Here is a 21,050-nt window from a genome sequence, read left to right as displayed (position 1 = left end):
CGATGAAGCTCTACGACATCGAACTGGCATCGCGCCTGTTGCTGGGCAGCGCGCGCTACCCCTCGCCGGCGGTCCTCGCCGAGGCGGTGCGCGCCTCGGGTAGCGAGGTGGTCACCGTGTCGCTGCGGCGCGAAGCGGGCACGCAGCGCAGCGGCCAGGACTTCTGGTCGCTGATCCGCGACCTCGGCGTGCGCGTGCTGCCGAACACCGCGGGCTGCTACTCGACCAAGGAGGCGGTGACCACCGCGAAGATGGCGCGCGACATCTTCCACACCGCATGGATCAAGCTGGAGGTGATCGGCGATGCCGACATGCTGCAGCCTGACGTGTTCGGCCTGGTCGAGGCCGCGGCCGAACTGGCCGCCGACGGCTTCGAGGTGTTTCCGTACACCACCGAGGACCTGGTGGTGGCCGATCGTCTGTTGCAGGCCGGTTGCCGCGTGCTGATGCCGTGGGGCGCGCCGATCGGCAGCGGCCGCGGACTCAACAATGTGTTCGGCCTGCGCGCGCTGCGCGCCCGCTTCCCCGACGTGCCGCTGATCGTGGACGCGGGCATCGGTCGACCGTCCCACGCGGTGCAGGCGATGGAACTGGGCGTCGACGGCGTGCTGCTGAACACCGCGGTGGCCATGGCCGGCGACCCGGTGGCGATGGCCGGGGCGTTCGCCCGGGCGATCGAGGCGGGCCGCGCCGGCTTCGAGGCGCAACCGATGGAGCCGCGCGATTTCGCCGTGCCCTCGACGCCAGTGGCGGGCACGGCGTGGCTGGCATGAACGCGCTGCCCGCGTTCTACCCGATCGTGGACAGCGTCGACTGGGTCGACCGACTTGCCCCGCTCGGCATCCGGCTGCTGCAGTTGCGCATCAAGGAACGGCCGCCGGCGCAGGTCCGTCGTGAAGTGCGTGCGGCGCTGGCGGTCTGCCGCGCGCGGCAGGTGCAGCTGGTGGTCAACGATCACTGGCAGATCGCGCTGGACGAAGGCGCCGACTTCATCCACCTCGGACAGCAGGATCTGCCCGATGCCGATTTGAAGGCGATCCGCGCGCGTGGCGTGCGCCTCGGCATCAGCACGCACGATCACGCGGAACTCGATCACGCGCTGGCCTGTGACCCCGATTACGTGGCGCTGGGTCCGATCTATCCCACCACGCTCAAGGCGATGCCGTGGGCGCCGCAGGGTTTGCCGCGCATCGCCGAGTGGAAACGGCGGGTCGGCAGGCTGCCGCTGGTGGCGATCGGCGGCATCACGCTGGAGTGCGCCGCCGGATGTTTCGACGCCGGCGCGGACAGCGTCGCCGTGGTCAGCGATGTGACCCGGCATCCCGAACCGGCCATCCGCGTCGCGGACTGGGTTGCCCTCACCGGCGCGCGCGGATGACCGATCGCTACGCGCGCCAGATCGCCCTGCCCGAAGTCGGCCCGAGCGGCCAGGCCCGACTCGCCGCGGCCCGCGTGCTGGTGGTCGGCGCCGGCGGCCTCGGCTGTCCCGTGTTGCACTACCTGGCCGCCGCCGGCATCGGCCGGCTGATCGTGGTCGACCCCGACCGCGTCGAAGAAAGCAACCTGCACCGGCAACCGCTCTACACGATGGCCGACATCGGCGCACGCAAGGTGGACGCGGCGCGCGCTGCGCTGCTGCGCCTGAACCCGGACATCGCGGTGGAGGCGCTGGCGCAACGGCTGACGCCGGGCAACGCGACGGCGCTGGTCGGCGCCGCCGACATCGTCGTCGATGCCGCGGACAGTCTCGCCGCCACCTACGTCCTGAGCGACGCCTGCCTGCAACAGCACACGCCCCTGATCAGCGCGTCGGCGGTCGGCCTGGCCGGCTACGTCGCCGGCTTCTGCGCCGGCGCACCCAGCTACCGCGCGGTGTTTCCCGAGATGCCCGCACGCGCCGCCAGCTGCAGCAGCACCGGCGTGCTGGGCAGCGTGGTCGGCCTGCTCGGCAGCCTGCAGGCGCAGTTCGTGCTGCAGTGGCTGCTGGACATCGAACCCTCGCCGCTGGGCCGACTGACGAATTTCGACGCCGGCCGGCTGGCGTTCGGCGGCTTCGATTTCTACCATGCCGGCGAACCCGAAGGCGAGCTGCTGCGCTTCATCGACGTCGATGACGTCATGCCCCGTGACGTCGTGATCGATCTGCGCAGCCTTGACGAAGCGCCGACCTCGCCGCTGGCAAACGCCTTGCGCTTCACCGCCGAACGCATCGCCGAATTCGCTGCCGGATACCCTCCCACCAACCACCGTGTGGTGCTGTGCTGCCAAAGCGGCTTGCGCGCATGGCGCGCCGCCCGACAGCTGCAATCCCGTGGCTACCGCCAACTGGCGCTGGTGACGCTCGCCGGCCTGCCGTCGTGACGCGCAGACGCGTGACGACGGCAGCCGGCGTGCTCTCCATCGCCGGCTCCGACTCCTGCGGCGGCGCCGGCATCCAGGCCGACCTGAAGACCTTCGCCGCCTTCGGCGTCGACGGGGCTACCGCGGTGACTGCGGTCACCGCGCAGAACACCAGGGGCATCCGCGCCGTACAGGCGATGTCCGCCGCGATGGTGCACGCGCAACTGGACGCCGTGTTCGACGAGATCGACGTGCGCGCCGTGAAGCTGGGCATGCTGGCCAACGCCGATATCGTCGCGGCCGTGGCCAGACAGCTGGAGCGCCGCCGCCCGCCCTTCGTGGTCATCGACCCGGTGCTCATCGCCACCTCGGGCACCCGACTGCTGGACGAGGGCGCGCTGCACCTGCTGCGCTCGCGCCTGCTGCCGCTGGCCGATTGCCTTGCGCCGAACCTGGCCGAAGCGGCTGCATTGCTCGGCACGACGTGTGCTCAAGGCGAGCCGGACATGGCGGCGCAGGGCCGCGCCCTGCTCGCGCTCGGGGCGCGCGCGGTGCTGATGAAGGGCGGCCATGCCGCGCTGCCGGAAGCGGTCGACCTGCTGGTTACCGCCGACGGCACGCAACGCTTCGCCGCGGCATGGGTGGACACCGGCGAACTGCACGGCACCGGCTGCATGCTCTCGGCGGGCATCGCGGCCGGCATGGCCCGTGGCGATCCGCTGGCCGATGCCGTTGGTCGCGCGAAAGCCCATGTGCGAGCCGTGCTTGTGGGTCGCCAGCATGGGCCGTCTTCATCTCAAGCGGCAGGAAGCGAAGCCCGGGGCGGCAAAGACCAGTCGATCGGCGACTGACCGCGGCTTTCCAGGTAGCGGTTGGCCGCGGAGAAATGGCCGCAACCGAGGAAGCCGCGGTGCGCCGACAGCGGCGAGGGGTGCACCGACTTCAGCACGCAGTGGCGAGCCTGGTCGATCAGCTGGCCCTTGCGCTGCGCGTAGCTGCCCCACAGCAGGAACACGATGCCTTCGCGCTCGCGGTTGAGCGCATCGATCGCCGCATCGGTGAAGCCTTCCCAGCCCTTGCCCTGGTGCGCGCCGGCGCGGCCCTCCTCCACCGTCAGCACGCTGTTGAGCAGCAGCACACCACGGTCGGCCCAGGGCGTCAGGCAACCATGATCGGGGCGCGCGATGCCGAGGTCGCGCTGGATTTCCTTGAAGATGTTGTCCAGCGACGGCGGCACCCGCACACCGGGGCGCACCGAGAAGCACAGGCCGTGCGCCTGGCCGGGGCCGTGGTAGGGGTCCTGTCCCAGGATCACCACCCGCACCGCCTCGAACGGCGTATGCGCGAATGCGGAAAAAATCTCCGGCCCGGGCGGATAGATGCGCTTGCCGTGATGGATCTCGTCGCGCAGGAAGGCCGCCAGCGCCTGCATGTCCGGACGCTGCAGGTAGTCGCCGATACGCGCGAGCCACGAGGGTTCCAGCCGGACCTTCGCCGCCCCGCTCATGCCTCGGCCGTGTGCTCGCGCAGGTGCCTGGCCACGCGCAACTGGAACAGCACCTTGGTGATCAGCAACTTTTCCTCGACCGGTTTCTCGACCAGGTCGTTGGCGCCGGACTTGATCAGCGCGGCCTGGTTGGCCGGGTTCTCGTCGCCGGTCATCACCAGCACCGGCAGCCGGCCCTTGCCGTAACCGAACTCGTTGCGGATGTGTTCGAGCAGGTCGCCGCCGGTCAGTTCGCCCTTCAGGCTGACGTCGGTCAGCACCACGTCGGCACCCACCTCGCCCTGCGCGCGCGAGGTTTCCATCAGCGCCAGCGCATCTTCCACGCTGACCACGTGACGCACGGTAAGACCGACCTTCTCCAGCATGCGGCGGGTGGCCAGCGCCACCACGCGGCTGTCTTCGACATACAGCACCACACCCTCGGCGCTGGTGTCCGGGCTCACATAGCCGCGGATGAATTCCGCCAGCGCCTGGAAGCCCAGCGACTTGTCGAAATAATCGGTGACGTGCTCGCCCAGCGAGCGGCTGTGCAGGCGTCCCTCGACGTCACCGGAAACCACCACGATCGGCACATAGGTCTGCGGCGCCGACTCGCGCACGAAACGCGCCAGCTCCAGCCCGTCCATGTCGGGCAGCCGCAGCGCGATGGTGATGAAATCGAACACGCCCTCGCCAAGCACCTGCTGTGCCTCGGCGCCGCTGCCGCAACCGACCACCTCGACCCCGGGCAGCTCGGCCTGCAGCACCCGGGTGATCAACTGCCGCACCACGCGCGAACCGTCGACCACCAGCACCCGCGGTGCGTCGGTGAGCAGACGGCTGCTGATCTTCGTACTCATTGCTTGGCTCATCCACTTGACCCGTGGCCATCCCCGGCCAGAGAACCTGCAAGCGCATCCCCTGCACAAGCCTGAAAGCGCATAGTGCACCGAATGCCGCCCCCGGCGCTGCGATTCACGTCACCGCTCCCAGCCCGCCTTGCGCAATTGCCAGGCACTGACCAGGCGCGCGCCGAGCCAGCCCAGCGCCGCGGCAACCAGCGGCACGGCCAGCAGCAACCACGCCGGCAGGCCGCCGACCTGCAGCCTGTCATCATAGGCGTGACTCAGCCGGGCCACCGGCGCGGCCAGTGTCCATTCGATCAGCACCGCCACGCAGGCGGCCAGCACGCCGCTGAACAGGCCATACCAGATCCCCGCATACAGATACGGCCGCCGGATGAAGGCGCCGCTGGCGCCGACCAGCAGCAGCACGCTGATCTCCTCGCTGCGACTGGCGATGTCCACCCGCACCGTGTTGCCCACCACCAGCAGGGCGGCCAGGGCCAGCAGCGAGGCCAGCACCAGCACCACGCGATTGCCCACGCCGAGCAGCGCATCCAGGCGCTGGCGCCAGGTTCCGCTGTCCTGCACCAGCTCGACGCCGCGCATGCCGCGCACGTCCACCACCAGCTGTTCCAGCGCCTGCGCCGTGATCCCGTCGCGCGGCTGCAGTTGCAGCACATAGGGCAGCGGATTGTCGTCCAGCGTCTGCAGCGCGCCGGAGAAACCCTGCATCTTCGCCAGTTCGTCCATGCCCTGCTGCGGAGTCTTCACGCTGACCGCGGCCAGCTCGGGCCGGTCGCCGATCTGTTTCACCAGCAACTGTGCCTGCGAGGCGCCCTGCCCCGGCTGCAGGAACACGCTGATCGACTGGCTCTGGCCCAGCGCCTGACCGAGCTGCTGCACGTTGCCCAGCAGCAGGTAGAACGCCAGCGGCAAGGCCAGCGCCAGCCCCATCACGGCGATCGTCAGCAGGCTGCCCAGCGGACGCGATGCCAGCCGGCGCAGGCTGGAGCCGGCACTCCAGCGATGGTGCTCCTGCCAGCTGCCGAAACGGCTGCCGCGGCTGTGGCCGTTGCGCTGCGGCGCATCCGCCGCCACCCGCACGGATCCGGAAGACTCGCTCACAACACCTCCTGCGCCGCGAGGTCCGCGACCAGCCGGCCATGGTCCAGCACGATCACCCGCTTCTTCATGCGCTTGATCAGCGGCAGGTCGTGGCTGGCGATCAGCACGGTGGTGCCGACCTGCTGGAATTCGTCGAACAGGCCCATGATTTCCACCGCCAGTTGCGGGTCGAGGTTGCCGGTGGGTTCGTCGGCGATCAGCAGGCTGGGTCGCGCCACGATGGCGCGGGCGATGCCGACGCGCTGCTGCTCGCCGGTGGACAGCGTGGCCGGCAGCTGCCGTTCGTAGGCGAGCAGGCCGACCTTCTCCAGCGCCGCGCGCACCCGTCGCGCACGCTCGGCCCGGGCGATGCCGCCGATCACCAGCGGCAGCTCGACATTGGCGAACACGCTGCGATCGAGCAGCAGGCGATGATCCTGGAACACCATGCCCAGGTGCCGACGCCACTTCGGTATGCCGCTGTGACGGATCTTCGCCAGGCTCTTGCCGTCCACGCTGATCGTGCCGTGCGATGGCCGTTCGATCAGCCCCAGCAGTTTCAGCAAGGTGCTCTTGCCGGCGCCGGAATGCCCGGTGACGAAGGCCATCTCGCCCGTGGGCACCTCGAACGACAACTGCGAGAGCGCCTCGTGGCCGCCCTCGTAGCGTTTGCTGACCTGGTCGAATTGGATCACCGAGCGTCCCCGAGCCTGCGTTGCTTCGTATCAACCGCAAGGATAAGGGATGCCGGCATCAAGATGACGTCTTGCCACGCCGATCCGCCGCGGTTGATTCGGAACGCGGCGGAACGGGAGCGGGCCGCGGGCCCGCCCCGGTCGGGCTTCAGCGGCCGGTAAACAGCTTCGTCAGGCGGCGGAACAGGCCCGGCTTCTGCGGATGGGTCTGCTCGACGGCCTTGCCCGAGGTCACCGCCACCTGGCGCGAGGGCCGGCTGTGCGCGGGGCTCTCGGTGGGCTGGGTGACGTTGCGCTCGCGCGGCGGGCGACGCTCGCCACGCGGGGCGCGATTGCCCTCGGCGACGGCGCCGGCCTGGCCGTTGGTGGCCACGCCGTCGGCCGGCGCACCTTCACGGCGACGATTGCGGCCACCACGACGACGGCGCGGCTTGCGCGTGCCTTCGGCGGCGACATCGCCACCGGCACCGGCGACCGCCTCGGTCTTGTGCACGGCCACGGCCACCGGCTGTTCGCTGGCGACGGCCGTCTCGGTGGCGGGCTTGCGCTCGCGCGGCGGCCGCGACGCGCCGCCGCTGCGGGGACCGCGGCCACGCTCGCCACCACGGCTGGAATCACTGCCGCGCCGGGGCTTCTCGCCCGGACGCGGCGGCACCACGTCGCCGAACTCGGCGCTGTCGGCAGCGGCATTCGCGGCAAACTCGGCGTCGACCGCGCGCGGCTTCGGCATCACCAGCAGGTCGGGGTCCATCGATGCGACGGGGATGCTCTGCCCGATATACGTCTCGATATCCGGCAGCGACATCGCGTACAGGTCGCAGGCGAAACTGATCGCGTCGCCCTCGGCACCGAGCCGGGCGGTGCGGCCGATGCGGTGCACGTAATCCTCGGCATCGTGCGGCAAGTCGTAGTTGAACACGTGGCTGACCGCCGGGATGTGCAGGCCGCGGGCGGCCACGTCGGTGGCGACCAGGATGTCCAGCTGGCCTTCCTGGAAGCGCTGCAGCAGTTTCTGCCGCTTCAGCTGCGGCACGTCACCGGAGATCGCGCCGACGCGGCAGCCGTGACGCTTCACCCGCTCGGTGATCCGTTCGGCGGCCGCCTTGGTGTTGACGAAGATGATGCTGCGGCTCGGCTGGTGCCTGTCGATCAGGTTCAGCAGCAGCGGCATCTTTTCTTCCTTGGCCGGGAAGTAGACGACCTGGCGCACCTTGTCGGCGGTGACGTTGTCGCTTTCCACCACCAGCTTCTCGGCCTCGTGCATGTGCTCGTAGGCCAGCTCCAGCACGCGATGGCTCAAGGTGGCGGAGAACAGCAGCACCTGGCGCTGTTCGCGCGGCGGCAGCTTGCGGAAGATGAAGCGCACGTCCTTGATGAAGCCGAGGTCGAACATGCGGTCGGCCTCGTCGATCACCATCACCTCGACGCTGTTGAGGTTGAACACGCCCTGCTTGTGGTAGTCGAGCATCCGGCCCGGGGTGGCGATGATGATGTCGCAGCCGTCCTTCAGCTGCTGGCGCTGCTTGTCGTAGTCGACGCCGCCATAGATCAGCGCGGTCTTCAGGCCGGTGTGCTGGCCGATGTTGCGCGCGTCCTTGTCGATCTGGATCGCCAGTTCGCGGGTCGGCGCGATGATCAGCGCACGCGGGTCGCTGTCCTTGCGCTCGGCCACGGCGGGCGTGGTCAGCAGGCGGTTCATCAGCGCGACCAGGAAGGCGCAGGTCTTGCCGGTGCCGGTCTGCGCCTGGCCGGCGACGTCGCGACCGGCCAGCGCCAGCGGCAGGGTCATTTCCTGGATCGGCGTGCAGCGGGTGAAGCCGCTGTCGTCCAGGCCCTGCTGCAGCAGCGGATGAAGATCGAAGTTGGTGAAGAAGGTTTCGGTGAGTACGGTTTGGGACATATGGGGAATTCGGGACCTTGGCCTGACGGCGGCGTGATGCGCTGCACCCGTTTCGGCGGCCGAACCTCGGCGCGAAACGGTGCAGGACGGGGTGCGCGATGCGCAGCGAAGCGTTCAATCGTCAGGGCCAACAGGCTCGCGACGCGGGGGAGGCTGCCTGGCAGAGTGCCAGCGGCTGCGGCTGCGCAGATTTGGTCAACTTTCCCGTTCCCTTCGTTGAACAGCTGCGGCTGTTCGCCTCAGGCGGGCGGAAAACCTGGCCAAATCTGCATTGCCTCGCTCGCTGGACCTCTGCCATCCAGATTCCCGCGACGCCGTCCTTGCCGGCGGTCTGACAGGCGGCCTGGAAGGCCACCCTTGAATCGTGCCCGGAGTTGCGCTGGAATGAAGATCTGCCGTCCCGGCAAGACCTGTTTCCGGCTCAACCCGCGCTTCGTGGGCGCCTGAGTGTAGCCGATGACGGCCCCGCCCGTCGTCACTCCTTGTTTTTCCGCCCCGACCACCCCATTGTTTTCGGCCTGCCAGTTCTGGCCCCCTGCCACGGAGATCCCCGGTGAGCGACCTGATTACCCATGTGAACGACGACGCCTTCGAAGAGCAGGTGCTCAAGTCCGAAACCCCCGTGCTGCTGGATTTCTGGGCGGAATGGTGCGGTCCGTGCAAGGCCATCGCGCCGATGCTGGACGAGCTGGCCAGCCAGTACGAAGGCAAGCTGCGCATCGTCAAGGTCAACATCGACCAGAACCAGCAGACCCCGCGCACCTACGGCGTACGCGGCATCCCGACCCTGATGGTGTTCAAGAACGGCAAGGTCGAGGCGACCCAGATCGGCGCCGTCAGCAAGGGTCAGCTGACCCAGATGATCGACAAGGCCATCTGATCCACCCGTTGCAGATCCGTCATCCGCAGCCTGTCCGGCGCCGCTCGGCAGGCTCGCGAGGCTTTACGCCGAACCACGACGGGTGCTAGATTCCTCGCGTCCGTCGGGACAGTCCTGTCCCCTTGCGCCCTCCGCGCGACGCACACCCTCCCTCCTGTAATTCAACGGCGCCCCGCGAGGATTGCCCGTGTCCGATACCGATAACAAAATTCCGAACGACGCCAAAAGTGTCGACACCAGGCCCGTGGTCGAGGGCAAGCCCGAGCCGCGCGCCCGCACGCCCCGGCGCAGCGCCGCGGCAATCGCCGCGGCGAACGCCGAGAAGGCTGCCGGCGGCGAAAAGGCCGCGGCGCCAGCGCCTGCTCCGGCACCTGTTCCGGCACCCGCGCCAGCACCTGCCCAGGCGAGCCTGCCGATGACCACGACCGAGCCTGCCGCACCGCGCGCAGCGCAGGAACCGCGCGACAACGCAGGCCAGCAGAACGGCCAGCAGAATGCGCCCTCGTCGAATCCGAACCAGGCCGCGAACCAGGGCGGACCGAACCCGGCAGCGGCGCCCGGGGCCAACCCGAATCCGAATCCGAATGGCGGCCAGAACAATGGCGCCCGCGAAGGTCGTGGTCGCCGCCGGCGCAACGAACGCGGTGACCGCGGCGAGCGCAACAACCAGCAGCAGGGGCGTCCGCAGAACCATCCGCGGCCCAACCCGAACGGCCTGCCGATGGACGACGACAACGCCGATCCGGGCAGCGACACCCGCCTGATCAACCTCACCGAGCTCAAGCGCATGAAGGCGCCGCAACTGCTCGAGTTCGCCGAGTCGCTGGGCGTGCACGAAGGCGTCGCCCGCGCCCGCAAGCAGGACGTGATCTTCAACGTGCTCAAGGCGCACGCCCGCTCCGGCGGCGGCATCTGGGCCGAAGGCGTGCTGGAAATCCTGCAGGACGGCTTCGGCTTCCTGCGCTCGGCCGACGAGTCGTACCTGGCCGGCCCGGACGACATCTACGTGTCGCCCAGCCAGATCCGCCGCTTCAACCTGCGCACCGGCGACTACATCACCGGCCGCGTGCGCCATCCGAAAGAAGGCGAGCGCTACTTCGCCATGCTGCGCGTCGACGACATCAACGGCGATCCGCCGGAGGCGTCGAAGAACAAGATGCTGTTCGAGAACCTCACCCCGCTGTTCCCGCGCAAGGCGTTCAAGCTGGAGCGCGGCAACGGATCGAGCGAGGACATCACCGGCCGCATCCTCGACCTGATCGCACCGATCGGCAAGGGCCAGCGCGGCCTGATCGTCTCCCAGCCGAAATCCGGCAAGACGATGATGCTGCAGAACATCGCCCAGGCGATCCAGTACAACCATCCCGAATCGCACCTGATCATGCTGCTGATCGACGAGCGTCCGGAGGAAGTCACCGAGATCGCCCGCACCGTGCGCGCCGAGGTCATCAGCTCCACCTTCGACGAGCCGGCCGTGCGCCACGTGCAGGTCGCCGAGATGGTGATCGAGCGCGCCAAGCGCCTGGTCGAGCACAAGAAGGACGTGATCATCCTGCTCGACTCGATCACCCGCCTGGCACGAGCCTACAACACCGTGATCCCCAGCTCCGGCAAGGTGCTCACCGGCGGCGTGGACGCGAACGCGCTGCAGCGCCCGAAGCGCTTCTTCGGCGCCGCGCGCAACGTCGAGGAAGGCGGCAGCCTGACCATCATCGCCACCGCGCTGACCGAAACCGGCAGCAAGATGGACGAGGTGATCTACGAGGAGTTCAAGGGCACCGGCAACATGGAAGTGCACCTGTCCCGCCGCATCTCCGAGAAGCGCGTCTATCCGGCGATCGACATCAACCGTTCCGGCACCCGCCGCGAGGACCTGCTGATCGAGCCGGACATGCTGGCCAAGATCTGGATCCTGCGCAAACTGCTGCACCCGATGGACGAGTTGAGCGCGATGGAATTCATGCTCGACAAGATGAAGAACACCAAGTCCAACGACGAGTTCTTCAACTCCATGAAGCGCTGAAGAACAGGGCCGGCCATGCCGGCCCTGTTTGTTCGTGGCGATGGCTTCGGGCGATGCGCGGAGCCATCGGCATGGCGGTGAAAAGGATCTTCGTGATCAATCTCCCTCGTCCTTCGCCCTCCGGCGGACATGCCAACAATTTCGACGGGCTGCGGCTGGTCGCCTCGCTGATGGTGCTGGCCTCGCACCAGTTCGTGCTGCTCGGCCTGCATGAGGCCACCCTGGCCGAAGGCATGACGCTCGGCTCGATCGCGGTCGCGATGTTCTTCACCATGAGTGGCTACCTGGTCACCGAGAGCTGGTACCACGACCCGCACATCATGCGTTTCGCCATGCGCCGGTTCCTGCGCATCTGGCCTGCGCTGATCGTCGCCACCCTGGTCATCGTGGTCGCCGCAGCCGCGCTCACCAGCTTGCCGCTGCACGACTACTTCGGCCGCGAGACCCGTCGCTTCATCACCTTCAATGCCCAGTTGCGCGGCTACTACACGCTGCCGGGCGTATTCGCCACGGCGCCGGCCAGCGCGATCCTGTCGGCGGTCAATGGCAGCTGGTGGACGATACCCCTGGAGGCGAAATGCTATGCCTATGTCGCCGTGCTCGGCGCCATCGGCCTGCGCCGGAGGATCTTCAGCCTGCTTGCGCTGCTCGTGGTCGCGGTGATGTACGTCAAGACGCTGCCCGGGCACTCCCGCGACAACAGCTTCGACAACCTCTGCTACTTCTACACGGCGTTCTTCCTGGGCGGCGTCTGCGCGCGCCAGTACGCCGTCGAGATCAGCCGGCGGCGCCTGATCGTGGCGGTTGGCGCGGCGGCCTGCCTGCTGGCCGCCGCCCTGCTGCAACACGCGCGACTGGCGCAATGGGCGGTGCTGGTGCCGTTCACCCTGTGGTTCGGACAGCAAAGCACGCCGGGACTGCGTTCGGCGGCCCGCTTCGGCGACCTGTCCTACGGCGCCTATCTGTACGCCTACTTCGTGCAACAGCTCAGCGTGCATCTGTGGCCGGCGCCGCCTTCGTATCCGGCCACGGCAACCGTGGCCGCCGTCACCACCCTGCTGGTGGCATGGTGCTCGTGGCATGCGGTGGAGGCCCCGGCGCTGGCGCTGAAACGGCGACTCCGCGCCTGGTTCCCCGACTCCGCCCCCTGACCGAGCACACGAGGCCAGCAGCTGATCCAGCGCAGGGCGTACCCGGCTGCGTGGTGCTCCAATATGCCGTCCGGCCCGTATGCCACCAGACCCCTTTTCGTCGACATACGTCGCCCCCATAGTGTCGGCTCCCCCAGCGAGGCCTTGCCCGTGTCCATACCCAGTGCCGTGAAGAGCATCCCGATCGCGGGTCGCCAGCAGCTTGCGGATTACCTCGCTGCGGGCGAGAAGCCCCGCGAAGCCTGGCGCATCGGCACCGAGCACGAGAAGTTCGGCTTCCGCACCGACGACCTGCGCCCGCCCACCTTCGAGGGCGATCGCGGCATCAAGGTCCTGCTGGAGACGCTGGCCACCCGCTACGGCTGGGACGTGGCGCGCGAGGGCGAGAACCCGGTCGCGCTGTCGCGCAACGGCGCCTCGATCACGCTGGAGCCTGCCGGTCAGCTGGAACTGTCCGGCGCGATGCTGGAGACGATCCACCAGACCTGCTGCGAGGTGAACTCGCATCTGAAGGACGTGCGCTCGGTGGCCGACGAGCTCGGCCTGGGCTTCCTCGGCATGGGCTTCCAGCCGAAGTGGCGCCGCGACGAGATGCCGTGGATGCCCAAGGGCCGCTACAAGATCATGCGCGAGTACATGCCCAAGGTCGGCTCGCTCGGCCTGGACATGATGACGCGCACCTGCACGGTGCAGGTGAACCTGGACTTCTCGTCCGAAGCGGACATGATCAGGAAATTCCGCACCAGCCTCGCATTGCAGCCGATCGCCACCGCGCTGTTCGCCGACTCGCCGTTCACCGAGGGACGTCCAAACGGCTATCTGTCGTATCGCTCGCACATCTGGACCGATACCGATGCGGATCGCACCGGCATGCTCGACTTCGTCTTCGCCGACGGCTTCGGCTACGAGCGCTACGTCGATTACATCCTCGACGTGCCGATGTACTTCAGCCTGCAGAACGGCCAGTACCTCGACCTTGCCGGCCAGGACTTCAAGAAGTTCATGACCGGCGAACTGGCCGCGCTGCCCGGCACGCACGCCACCATGAAGGACTTCGCCGACCACCTCACCACGGCCTTCCCGGAAGTGCGCCTGAAGCAGTACCTGGAAATGCGCGGCGCCGATGGCGGTCCGTGGAACCGGCTGTGTGCGCTGCCCGCGTTCTGGGTCGGCCTGCTCTACGACCAGGAAGCGCTGGATGCCGCCTGGGACCTGGTCAGGGACTTCTCACCGGTCGAGCGCCATGCCCTGCGCGACGGCGTGCCGAAGCATGCGCTGAAGCTGCCATTCCGCGGCGGCACGGTGCGCGACCTGGCCGAGGAAGCCCTGAAGATCGCCGCCCACGGCCTCAAGCGGCGCGCCCGTCTCAACAAGCACGGTGCCGACGAAAGCATCTTCCTCGAACCGCTGATCGAGATCGTGCAGGCCAACCAGACCCCGGCCGAACGCAAGCTGGAACTGTTCCATGGCGCGTGGAACGGCAGCGTCGATCCGGTATTCCGCGAATTCGCCTACTGAAAAATTTGCGCCCTCCCCTGCTCGCAGGGGAGGGCCGGGTGGGGTCCGCTCTTGATCTTGTTCGCCAGTCCGGACACGCAGGTTCCGGACAGTTTCGATGAAGGCGCCTGATTGCCTCTGCCCGCCTGATCAGAACGAGCCCTGCTCCACCATCGACCAGGCGACCGATTCACCGGCGCGCATCGGCTTGCACACCGAACCGGCAAACGGATAGCTGTCCGGCACGACCCACGCCTTGCGCTCCAGCACGACGCGTTCGGTGTTGCGCGGCAGCCGATAGAAGTCCGGCCCATGGAAACTGGCAAACGCCTCCAGCTGATCCAGTCGGCCTGCCTGCTCGAACGCCTCGGCGTACAACTCCAGCGCCGCGTGCGAGGTGTACAAACCCGCACAACCGCAGCTCGTCTCCTTCGCCTCGCGCGAATGCGGCGCGCTGTCCGTGCCGAGGAAGAAATGGGTGTCGCCACTGGTCGCTGCCTCCAGCAGTGCTGCGCGGTGCGTCTCGCGCTTGAGAATCGGCAAGCAGTAGTGGTGCGGATTGATACCGCCGGCAAAGATCGCATTGCGATTGAGCAGCAGGTGATGTGCGGTGAGCGTGGCCGCCACGTTGGCGGGCGCGGCACGGACGAATGCCACCGCATCGCGCGTAGTGATGTGCTCCAGCACCATGCGCAACGCGGGGAATCGCTCGCGCAGCGGCAGCAGGTGGCGCTCGATGAACACGCGCTCGCGATCGAAGATGTCGATGTCGGAATCGGTGACTTCGCCATGCAGCAGCAACGGCAGCTCGTGCTTCTCCATGGCTTCCAGGACGTCGTACACCCGCGACAGCTCGCGCACACCGGAATCGGAATTGGTGGTGGCGCCGGCCGGGTAATACTTCACCGCGAACACGCTGTCGCTGGCCCGGGCCCGCGCGATCTCCTCGACCGCCGTGTTCTCGGTGAGGTACAGCGTCATCAACGGCTGGAAGCTCGAGCCTTTCGGCAGACTGGCCAGGATGCGGCGGCGGTAGTCATCGGCCTGCGCCACCGTGGTCACCGGTGGCTTCAGGTTCGGCATCACGATGGCGCGAGCGAAACGTTCGGCGGTGTGGCCGATCACCGAGGCCAGCGCTTCGCCGTCGCGGAGGTGGAGGTGCCAGTCGTCGGGGCGGGTGATTTCCAGGCGGGTTGGCGTCATGGCAGGCGGACTCGAGCTTCGATCGGAGATGGTAATGGTATCGCGCGGGGGTGCTTCGGGCTTGCGCCGGGTGCATCCATTAACATGCAAAGCTTTCGCCTGCCTGCGGCAGCCGAGTTACTTTCTCTTTGCGTGCTCAAAGAGAAAGTAACCAAAGAGAAAGAGCACCCCGCTTGGCGCTTGCCGGGCTCCTGCCCGGCAAGTCCGTGAGTCGGGGCCGGGCTTTTCGAGCGGGCTCCTGCCCGCGCGAAGAGGCGAGTCCATCCATGGGCTCGCCCGCTACGCGGCCTGTCGACCCCGCCTCACCGCCGCGCAAGGGACCCCGGGTAGAGCAGCGGGCCTTCCTGGCCCGCACTCGGTGATGAAGCTGGAAAGCAACAGCCACAGCAAAGCGCCGCTTTGCCGTGGCTTCTGCTTTGGCTTTTGATCCGGCTCTTCTGAAGAGTGCGCGCAGGATGCGCGCTGCTTTACCCGGGGTCCCCTCTGCAGCGGCGGGCGGGCGAAGGAAAGCCCGCAGGGTGGCCGGCATGGATGCCGGCCAGTTTGTCGCCAGGGCAGGATGCCCTGTCGACAAACCCCGTAGCCCGACCGCGAACTTTCCGGGCAGGAGCCCGGAAAGCGCGGAAGCGGGGTGGCCTTTCTCTTGGGTTACTTTCTCTTTGGCCACGCAAAGAGAAAGTAACTCGGCTGCCACAGGCAGACGAAAGCTCTTGCTTTCAGGAAACATCAAGGCTCACGGCAAACTGGATCTGACTCTGATCCAGCGCTAGAACTTCCCGCAAGCTTCAATCCGCTTGCGAGCACCCGCCTCACCTATCAAAAGCGCCAAACAATAGTCATGCAGTTCGTGCGTGAACCTTTTCGCCAGCGGAGAAATCAAGGACCAGAATGGGAGTTCCTTGGCTCCAGTCCTTATGTAGCGAAACTCATGCGTCTCGTAATGTCTACTCAAGCTAGACACGAGTTGCCGATCAAGGTCATCGAGCGAAACCAGGTCGTTAAGACCGAGGCCTTCAGCCTCAGCGATCAGGCCATCGAGGTTATGTCCAAGAAGCGGTCCACGCAGCCGCCTGCTGGTCAAGCCCTTCGAGAGCAGATAGGCCTTCAGACTCAACTCAATCGACTGGGCGATGAGATTGTAAGAAGGCATCAGCAGTCTGCTTTCGAGTGGACTGCAATCACCAATCACTCGTTCGGCAGCAAGTCGGTAATTTTCCGCGTAGCGCAGCATGCCGAACGGCGAAGGCTCACTGATTTCATCGCCGACCATGCTGGTGACCTCGGAGAATCGACACGCTCTGCTGCTTCCTAACCTCAGCTACTCGCCGCGCAACCACCTTGCCGCATCAATCGCGTAGTAGGTCAGGATCGCATCCGCCCCCGCCCGCTTGAACGCGGTGAGCGATTCCAGCACCACGGACTTCTCGTCCAGCCATCCATTCTGCGAGGCCGCCTTCAGCATCGCGTACTCGCCGCTGACCTGGTAGACGAAGGTCGGCACGCCGAACGTGTCTTTCACCCGGCGCAGCACGTCCAGATACGGCATGCCCGGCTTCACCATCACCGCATCGGCGCCCTCGGCGATGTCCAGCTCGATTTCGTGCAGCGCTTCGTTGCTGTTGCCGACATCCATCTGGTAGGTGTGCTTGTTGCCCTTGCCGAGATTCGCCGACGAGCCGACCGCGTCGCGGAACGGGCCGTAGAAGGCGGAGGCGTATTTGGCCGAGTAGGCGAGGATGCGGGTGTGGATGTGGCCGGCGTCTTCCAGCGCTTCGCGGATGGCACCGATGCGGCCGTCCATCATGTCCGACGGCGCCACGAAATCCATGCCGGCCTCGGCCTGGGCCAGCGACATCCTGATCAGCGCCTCGACGGTGGGCTCGTTCATCACGTAGCCGGTGTCGTCGATCAGGCCGTCCTGGCCGTGGGTGGTGTACGGGTCGAGCGCGACGTCGCCGATCAGGCCCAGTTCGGGATACGCCGCCTTCAGCGCGCGGGTGGCGCGATGCATCAGGTTGTCGCGGTTCCACGCCTCGCTGGCGTCGAGCGATTTCACGTCGGCACCGGGCGACGGGAACAGCGCCAGTGCGGGGATGCCCAGGCGCACGCATTCGCCACCCAGCTTCAGCAACTCGTCGATGGAGAGACGGTCGACGCCGGGCATCGATGGCACCGCTTCGCGCTGGCCTTCGCCCTCGATCACGAAGGCCACCATGATCAGGTCGCTGGCCAGCAAGGTGTGCTCGCGCATCAGGGCGCGGGAAAAGGCGTCGCGGCGCATGCGGCGCATGCGGATGGCGGGGAAGCTCATGGCGTGGTCTCGTGGCGGGGCATCGGGCCATTTTACGCCGTTGCGGCAAGCCTCCACCGAATGTGCCGGCCCGGCCATTCTGCGCCGTACGGTGAGCAAAACACTGGACTAACCGCCAGCGGGCCGGCAGGCTTGTCGCTTCACGTCGTCAGGAAGCTCCATGAGCCAGTCTCGCAGCGCCCCCACCCTGCTGGTCGATCTCGGTGGCACCAATGTCCGTTTCGGCGTGGCCGACCCCTCGCGCGACAAGCCGCTGATCACCGACAGCATCCGGCGCTACCGCGTGGCCGAGCACGACTCGCTGGTTTCCACCGCGAAGCAGTACCTCGCCGACACCGGCCTGGAAGTGCGCCGCGCGATCGTGGCTGCGGCCGGACGCATCGTGGATGGCGAGACGGTCAAGGTCACCAACAATCCGTGGGCGATCTCGGCGCAGCAGACCGCCAGCGCGCTGGACCTGGAGTATGTGCATCTGGTCAACGACTTCGCCGCCCAGAGCATGGCGGTGACCCTGCTGCACGGCGACGACCTGGTCGACGTGGGCACGCTGCCGCGACCGGTGATCGGCGCCGAGGCCGAGCAGACCTTCGCCATCGTCGGGCCGGGCACCGGCCTGGGCGTGGGCGGCCTGCTGGTGCGCGCCGGCCACTGCAGCGTGCTGCAGACCGAGGGCGGCCACGCCGGCTTTGCCGCGCACACGCCGGAAGACATCGCGATCCTCGACTACCTCAACCACAAGTACGGCCGCGTCTCCAACGAGCGGCTGATCTGCGGCCAGGGCCTGGTCAACCTCTACGACGCGATCTGCCACATGGTCGGCGCGATACCGGCCGACCTGAAACCGGAAGACATCACCGCCCGCGCGAAGGACGGCAGCTGCCCGCTGTGCACGCGCACGGTGGAAACCTTCGCCGGCATCTTCGGCAGCGTCGCCGGCGACCTGGTGCTGACGCTGGGCGCGTGGGACGGCGTGTATCTCACCGGCGGGCTGATCCCGATCCTGCTGCCGTGGCTGGAACGCGGCCGCTTCCGCGAACGCTTCGAGGCCAAGGGCCGCTTCCGCGACATCATGGAAAAAGTGCCGACCCAGGCGATCATGAATCCGGAGCCGGGCCTGCTGGGCGCGGCGGCGCTGGCGGTGCTGGAATCGGGCCGCACGCTGCTGCCATCGCGTTAGTCCGCGGCGACGCCACGGGCGAACACGTATCCTTCCGACGGATTGCGAGGAATGTGCATGTCCTGCTCCACCATCGTTCGCCTGCTGTGCCTGCTGGCGCTGCCGTTCGCCGCGCTGCCGTTCGCCGCGTTGGCGGCGCCGGCATCGGATCCCGGCGTCACCCGCGACGCGGTACTGGCCATCCCGGCCACGCCGATCACCTCGCGCGCGGCGCTGGACGCCTATCAGCGCGATACGCCACCCGAAAGCTCGCCACTGAGCTGGCTGACGCCTGGCGCAAGGCGCCGCTTCATCGACAGCCTGGTGTACCGCGAACACGGCCTGGGCGGCATGAGCCTTGCCGACCTGCGCTACGAGCTCACCCGTGAGCAGGCCTACGTGTTGCTGCAACTGTTCGGTGCGCAGAACTACGCGATCGACCTGGACGCGCTGACCACGCGGGCGCCGGAATCACCCGCGACCAGCACGCTGGAGCCCGCCTACGATCGCCTGCTGAAGGCCGTCGATCAGGCCGAGGTCGATGGAGCACAGACACCGACAGTCGTGCAGGAATACGCCGCGGCTTTCGCACCTGCACAGAACGACGCGCAACGGCACGCACTCGGCGACCGCGACACGGAGTTCCTGTTCCGCGCCGCGAACCTGGCCTTCCGCCTTACCGGCCAGCCGACCTACCTCGCCGACATGCGCGGCGACTTTGCCGAACTGCAACGCCGGCATCGGATCGACCGGCCGCAGCTCGCCGATTTCCATGACGCGCTGCTCACCGCGCATCACGACGACGAAGCGCGCGCGCTGCTCGCCGCCCACCCCGCGCTCGAACGCAACCCGCCACCATCGATGCGCACGTTCAACCGCATTCGCAAGGGCCAGCCCAGCCTGTGGGTGGTCACCCCGGGGACGCGCAAACGCGAGCTGGTGCGCTTCCGCTTCAACATCCGCGCGCCGGCGCAAGTGATCGTGCTGGCCTCGACCGGATGCCATTTTTCCGCCAGCGCCGCGCACGACATCGAGGCGGACCCGCTGCTGAGCGATCTGTTCCGCGAGTTCGGGCAATGGGTGGCGCCACCGGATGAAGTCACCGCCTTCGACGCCTTGCGCGAATGGAACCAGCTGCACCCCGCGCTGCGGCTCGGCGTCGCCTACGACCGCTCCGCGCTGCCGATGGTCGAGCGCATCGAAACCCCGGTGTTCTACTTCCTCGACCACGGTACCGTCGTCGACACCGTGGTCGGCTGGCCGCCCGGTGGCAACCTCGACGCGATCCGGCGCGGCATGCGCAGGATCAAGCTGTTGCGCTGACCGCCGTTTCACGGAGAACCGCCCATGCCCCGCCGCGACACCGCCTTCCTGTTCGACCTCGACGGTACCCTGATCGACAGCGTGTACCAGCACGTGCTGGCGTGGAAGGAATCGCTGGATCGCGAGGGCGTGGAGCTGTCGGTGTGGCGCATCCATCGCAAGATCGGCATGAGCGGCGGGCTGTTCTCGCACATGCTGTTGCGCGAGACCGGGCTGGAGATCACCGAGGACCGCCTCGAACGACTACGCCGCTGGCATGCCGAGGCGTTCAACCGACAGCATGCGCAAGGTGCCGTGCGACCGCTGCCCGGCGCGCGCGAACTGCTGGACTACCTCACCGCGCAGGACATTCCGTGGGCGATCGCCACCAGCGGGCGGATGGAAACCGCCGCGCCGAACCTGCAGGCGCTTGGCGTCGATCCGGCGAAGGTGCCGGTGGTGACGCGCGACCAGGTGCGTCATGCCAAACCCGACCCGGACCTGTTCATCGCCGCCGCCGAACGCCTCGGCGTGGACATCCGCCAGTCGCTGGTGATCGGCGACAGCGTGTGGGACATGCTGGCCGCCCAGCGTGCCCGGGCGCTGGGCGTGGGCGTGCTCAGCGGCGGCTACGGCCTGGCCGAATTGCAGCAATCGGGCGCGTTCCGCGTGTATGACGATCCGGCCGACCTTCTGCGCCATGTGGACGAAGTGGCGGCGCGCGATTGAACGCGCAAGGCAGCTGAATCGCCACGCGCCATCTCATGAAAAATTAATCACCGGCCACGGGCGACGCAGTAGGCTCCGCTGCATCGTGCAATCATCGCCAAGGGAGCCGCCCATGCGTCGACTTCTCGCCAGTCTGCCGCTCGCCCTGCTGCTCGCCGCCTGCTCGCCGGCGCCGCCGGCAGCCGGCACCGCCCAGGTGGCGAAGGCCAATGCCGCGCTCGGCTCGGCCGGTTGGTATGCCTGGGTCGATCAATCCCTGCATATCAGCGACGACGGCCACGGCCCGGATCAGGGTTCGGCCGAATGGAACCAGGCTGTGCAGCGCAAGCTGGGTGAGGAAGCGCCCCAGTCGCAACCCGGCTCGCCGGAATGGCAGCAGTCGGTGGACGCCCTGCTGCGCACGCGACTGCCGCCGCAGTCGTCCTGAC

Annotated in this window: 21 protein-coding genes; 13 read left to right on the top strand and 8 right to left on the bottom strand. The window is 67.6% G+C overall.

Going from position 1 to position 21,050, the window contains the following annotated elements:
* Window positions 1–2 precede the first annotated feature (2 nt).
* From ABNK63_RS02110 to thiD, 4 genes are read left to right on the top strand one after another with little or no spacing between them, the layout of a single operon-like run.
* Window positions 3–773, top strand: a complete 771-nt coding sequence (locus tag ABNK63_RS02110; protein WP_350016561.1) for a thiazole synthase — start codon at window positions 3–5, stop codon at window positions 771–773.
* Window positions 770–1,378 (top strand): thiamine phosphate synthase, encoded by a 609-nt coding sequence (locus tag ABNK63_RS02105; protein WP_350016560.1) that lies wholly within the window; start codon window positions 770–772, stop codon window positions 1,376–1,378. The genes ABNK63_RS02110 and ABNK63_RS02105 overlap by 4 nt, the downstream gene beginning before the upstream one ends.
* Window positions 1,375–2,361 (top strand): HesA/MoeB/ThiF family protein, encoded by a 987-nt coding sequence (locus tag ABNK63_RS02100; protein WP_007808131.1) that lies wholly within the window; start codon window positions 1,375–1,377, stop codon window positions 2,359–2,361. Before ABNK63_RS02105 ends, ABNK63_RS02100 begins: the two co-directional genes overlap by 4 nt.
* An 11-nt stretch (window positions 2,362–2,372) precedes the next feature.
* Window positions 2,373–3,191 carry a bifunctional hydroxymethylpyrimidine kinase/phosphomethylpyrimidine kinase gene (gene thiD / locus ABNK63_RS02095; protein WP_238530924.1) on the top strand — a complete coding sequence of 273 codons (819 nt, stop codon included), beginning with the start codon at window positions 2,373–2,375 and terminating at the stop codon, window positions 3,189–3,191.
* On the opposite strand, the gene ung is transcribed toward thiD, so the two are convergent.
* The 5 genes from ung to ABNK63_RS02070 form a co-directional block, all read right to left on the bottom strand.
* Window positions 3,137–3,847, bottom strand: coding sequence for a uracil-DNA glycosylase (gene ung / locus ABNK63_RS02090; protein WP_350016559.1), 711 nt, complete (start codon window positions 3,845–3,847; stop codon window positions 3,137–3,139). The genes thiD and ung overlap by 55 nt on opposite strands.
* The gene (locus tag ABNK63_RS02085) at window positions 3,844–4,686 is read right to left on the bottom strand and encodes a response regulator (RefSeq protein WP_007808134.1); all 843 of its coding nucleotides are present in this window, start codon (window positions 4,684–4,686) and stop codon (window positions 3,844–3,846) included. The genes ung and ABNK63_RS02085 overlap by 4 nt, the downstream gene beginning before the upstream one ends.
* Window positions 4,687–4,806: 120 nt before the next feature.
* Window positions 4,807–5,796, bottom strand: coding sequence for a permease-like cell division protein FtsX (gene ftsX, locus ABNK63_RS02080; RefSeq protein WP_350016558.1), 990 nt, complete (start codon window positions 5,794–5,796; stop codon window positions 4,807–4,809).
* Window positions 5,793–6,470, bottom strand: a complete 678-nt coding sequence (gene ftsE / locus ABNK63_RS02075) for a cell division ATP-binding protein FtsE (RefSeq protein ID WP_007808137.1) — start codon at window positions 6,468–6,470, stop codon at window positions 5,793–5,795. The genes ftsX and ftsE overlap by 4 nt, the downstream gene beginning before the upstream one ends.
* Window positions 6,471–6,618: 148 nt before the next feature.
* Window positions 6,619–8,370 carry a DEAD/DEAH box helicase gene (locus ABNK63_RS02070; RefSeq protein ID WP_350016557.1) on the bottom strand — a complete coding sequence of 584 codons (1,752 nt, stop codon included), beginning with the start codon at window positions 8,368–8,370 and terminating at the stop codon, window positions 6,619–6,621.
* Window positions 8,371–8,468: 98 nt separating this feature from the next.
* On the opposite strand from ABNK63_RS02070, the gene ABNK63_RS02065 reads away from it, so the two are divergent.
* From ABNK63_RS02065 to ABNK63_RS02045, 5 genes are all read left to right on the top strand, one after another.
* Window positions 8,469–8,705, top strand: a complete 237-nt coding sequence (locus ABNK63_RS02065) for a hypothetical protein (RefSeq protein ID WP_157582156.1) — start codon at window positions 8,469–8,471, stop codon at window positions 8,703–8,705.
* A 218-nt stretch (window positions 8,706–8,923) separates the two neighbouring features.
* Entirely contained in the window at window positions 8,924–9,250 is a 327-nt protein-coding gene (gene trxA / locus ABNK63_RS02060) for a thioredoxin TrxA (protein ID WP_007808139.1), read from the top strand.
* 187 nt (window positions 9,251–9,437) lie between these two features.
* Window positions 9,438–11,273 (top strand): transcription termination factor Rho, encoded by a 1,836-nt coding sequence (rho, locus tag ABNK63_RS02055; RefSeq protein ID WP_350016556.1) that lies wholly within the window; start codon window positions 9,438–9,440, stop codon window positions 11,271–11,273.
* 71 nt (window positions 11,274–11,344) lie between these two features.
* Window positions 11,345–12,424, top strand: coding sequence for an acyltransferase (locus tag ABNK63_RS02050; protein ID WP_007808141.1), 1,080 nt, complete (start codon window positions 11,345–11,347; stop codon window positions 12,422–12,424).
* 150 nt (window positions 12,425–12,574) lie between these two features.
* Window positions 12,575–13,942 (top strand): glutamate--cysteine ligase, encoded by a 1,368-nt coding sequence (locus ABNK63_RS02045; protein WP_007808142.1) that lies wholly within the window; start codon window positions 12,575–12,577, stop codon window positions 13,940–13,942.
* A 129-nt stretch (window positions 13,943–14,071) separates the two neighbouring features.
* Here the strand turns inward: ABNK63_RS02045 and pyrC are convergent, their stop codons facing one another.
* The 3 genes from pyrC to hemB form a co-directional block, all read right to left on the bottom strand.
* Complete coding sequence (gene pyrC / locus ABNK63_RS02040) at window positions 14,072–15,124, bottom strand: dihydroorotase (protein WP_350016555.1); 1,053 nt, start codon at window positions 15,122–15,124, stop codon at window positions 14,072–14,074.
* Window positions 15,125–15,890: 766 nt separating this feature from the next.
* A complete protein-coding gene (locus ABNK63_RS02035) occupies window positions 15,891–16,394 on the bottom strand; it encodes a hypothetical protein (RefSeq protein ID WP_350016554.1) in 504 nt (167 codons plus the stop codon).
* Between the two features lie 48 nt (window positions 16,395–16,442).
* Entirely contained in the window at window positions 16,443–17,435 is a 993-nt protein-coding gene (gene hemB / locus ABNK63_RS02030; RefSeq protein WP_350016553.1) for a porphobilinogen synthase, read from the bottom strand.
* Between the two features lie 160 nt (window positions 17,436–17,595).
* Between hemB and glk the strand changes: the two genes are divergently transcribed.
* From glk to ABNK63_RS02010, 4 genes are all read left to right on the top strand, one after another.
* Window positions 17,596–18,612 (top strand): glucokinase, encoded by a 1,017-nt coding sequence (glk, locus tag ABNK63_RS02025; protein WP_007810333.1) that lies wholly within the window; start codon window positions 17,596–17,598, stop codon window positions 18,610–18,612.
* 57 nt (window positions 18,613–18,669) lie between these two features.
* Window positions 18,670–19,914, top strand: coding sequence for a hypothetical protein (locus ABNK63_RS02020; RefSeq protein WP_040673629.1), 1,245 nt, complete (start codon window positions 18,670–18,672; stop codon window positions 19,912–19,914).
* 24 nt (window positions 19,915–19,938) lie between these two features.
* Entirely contained in the window at window positions 19,939–20,622 is a 684-nt protein-coding gene (locus tag ABNK63_RS02015; RefSeq protein WP_007810337.1) for an HAD family hydrolase, read from the top strand.
* Between the two features lie 112 nt (window positions 20,623–20,734).
* A complete protein-coding gene (locus ABNK63_RS02010) occupies window positions 20,735–21,049 on the top strand; it encodes a hypothetical protein (protein ID WP_007810339.1) in 315 nt (104 codons plus the stop codon).
* Window position 21,050 lies beyond the last annotated feature (1 nt).

Source organism: Rhodanobacter sp. IGA1.0, from assembly GCF_040208325.1.
Taxonomy (GTDB): Bacteria; Pseudomonadota; Gammaproteobacteria; order Xanthomonadales; family Rhodanobacteraceae; genus Rhodanobacter; species Rhodanobacter spathiphylli.
This window is presented reverse-complemented; position numbering and strand designations above follow the sequence as displayed.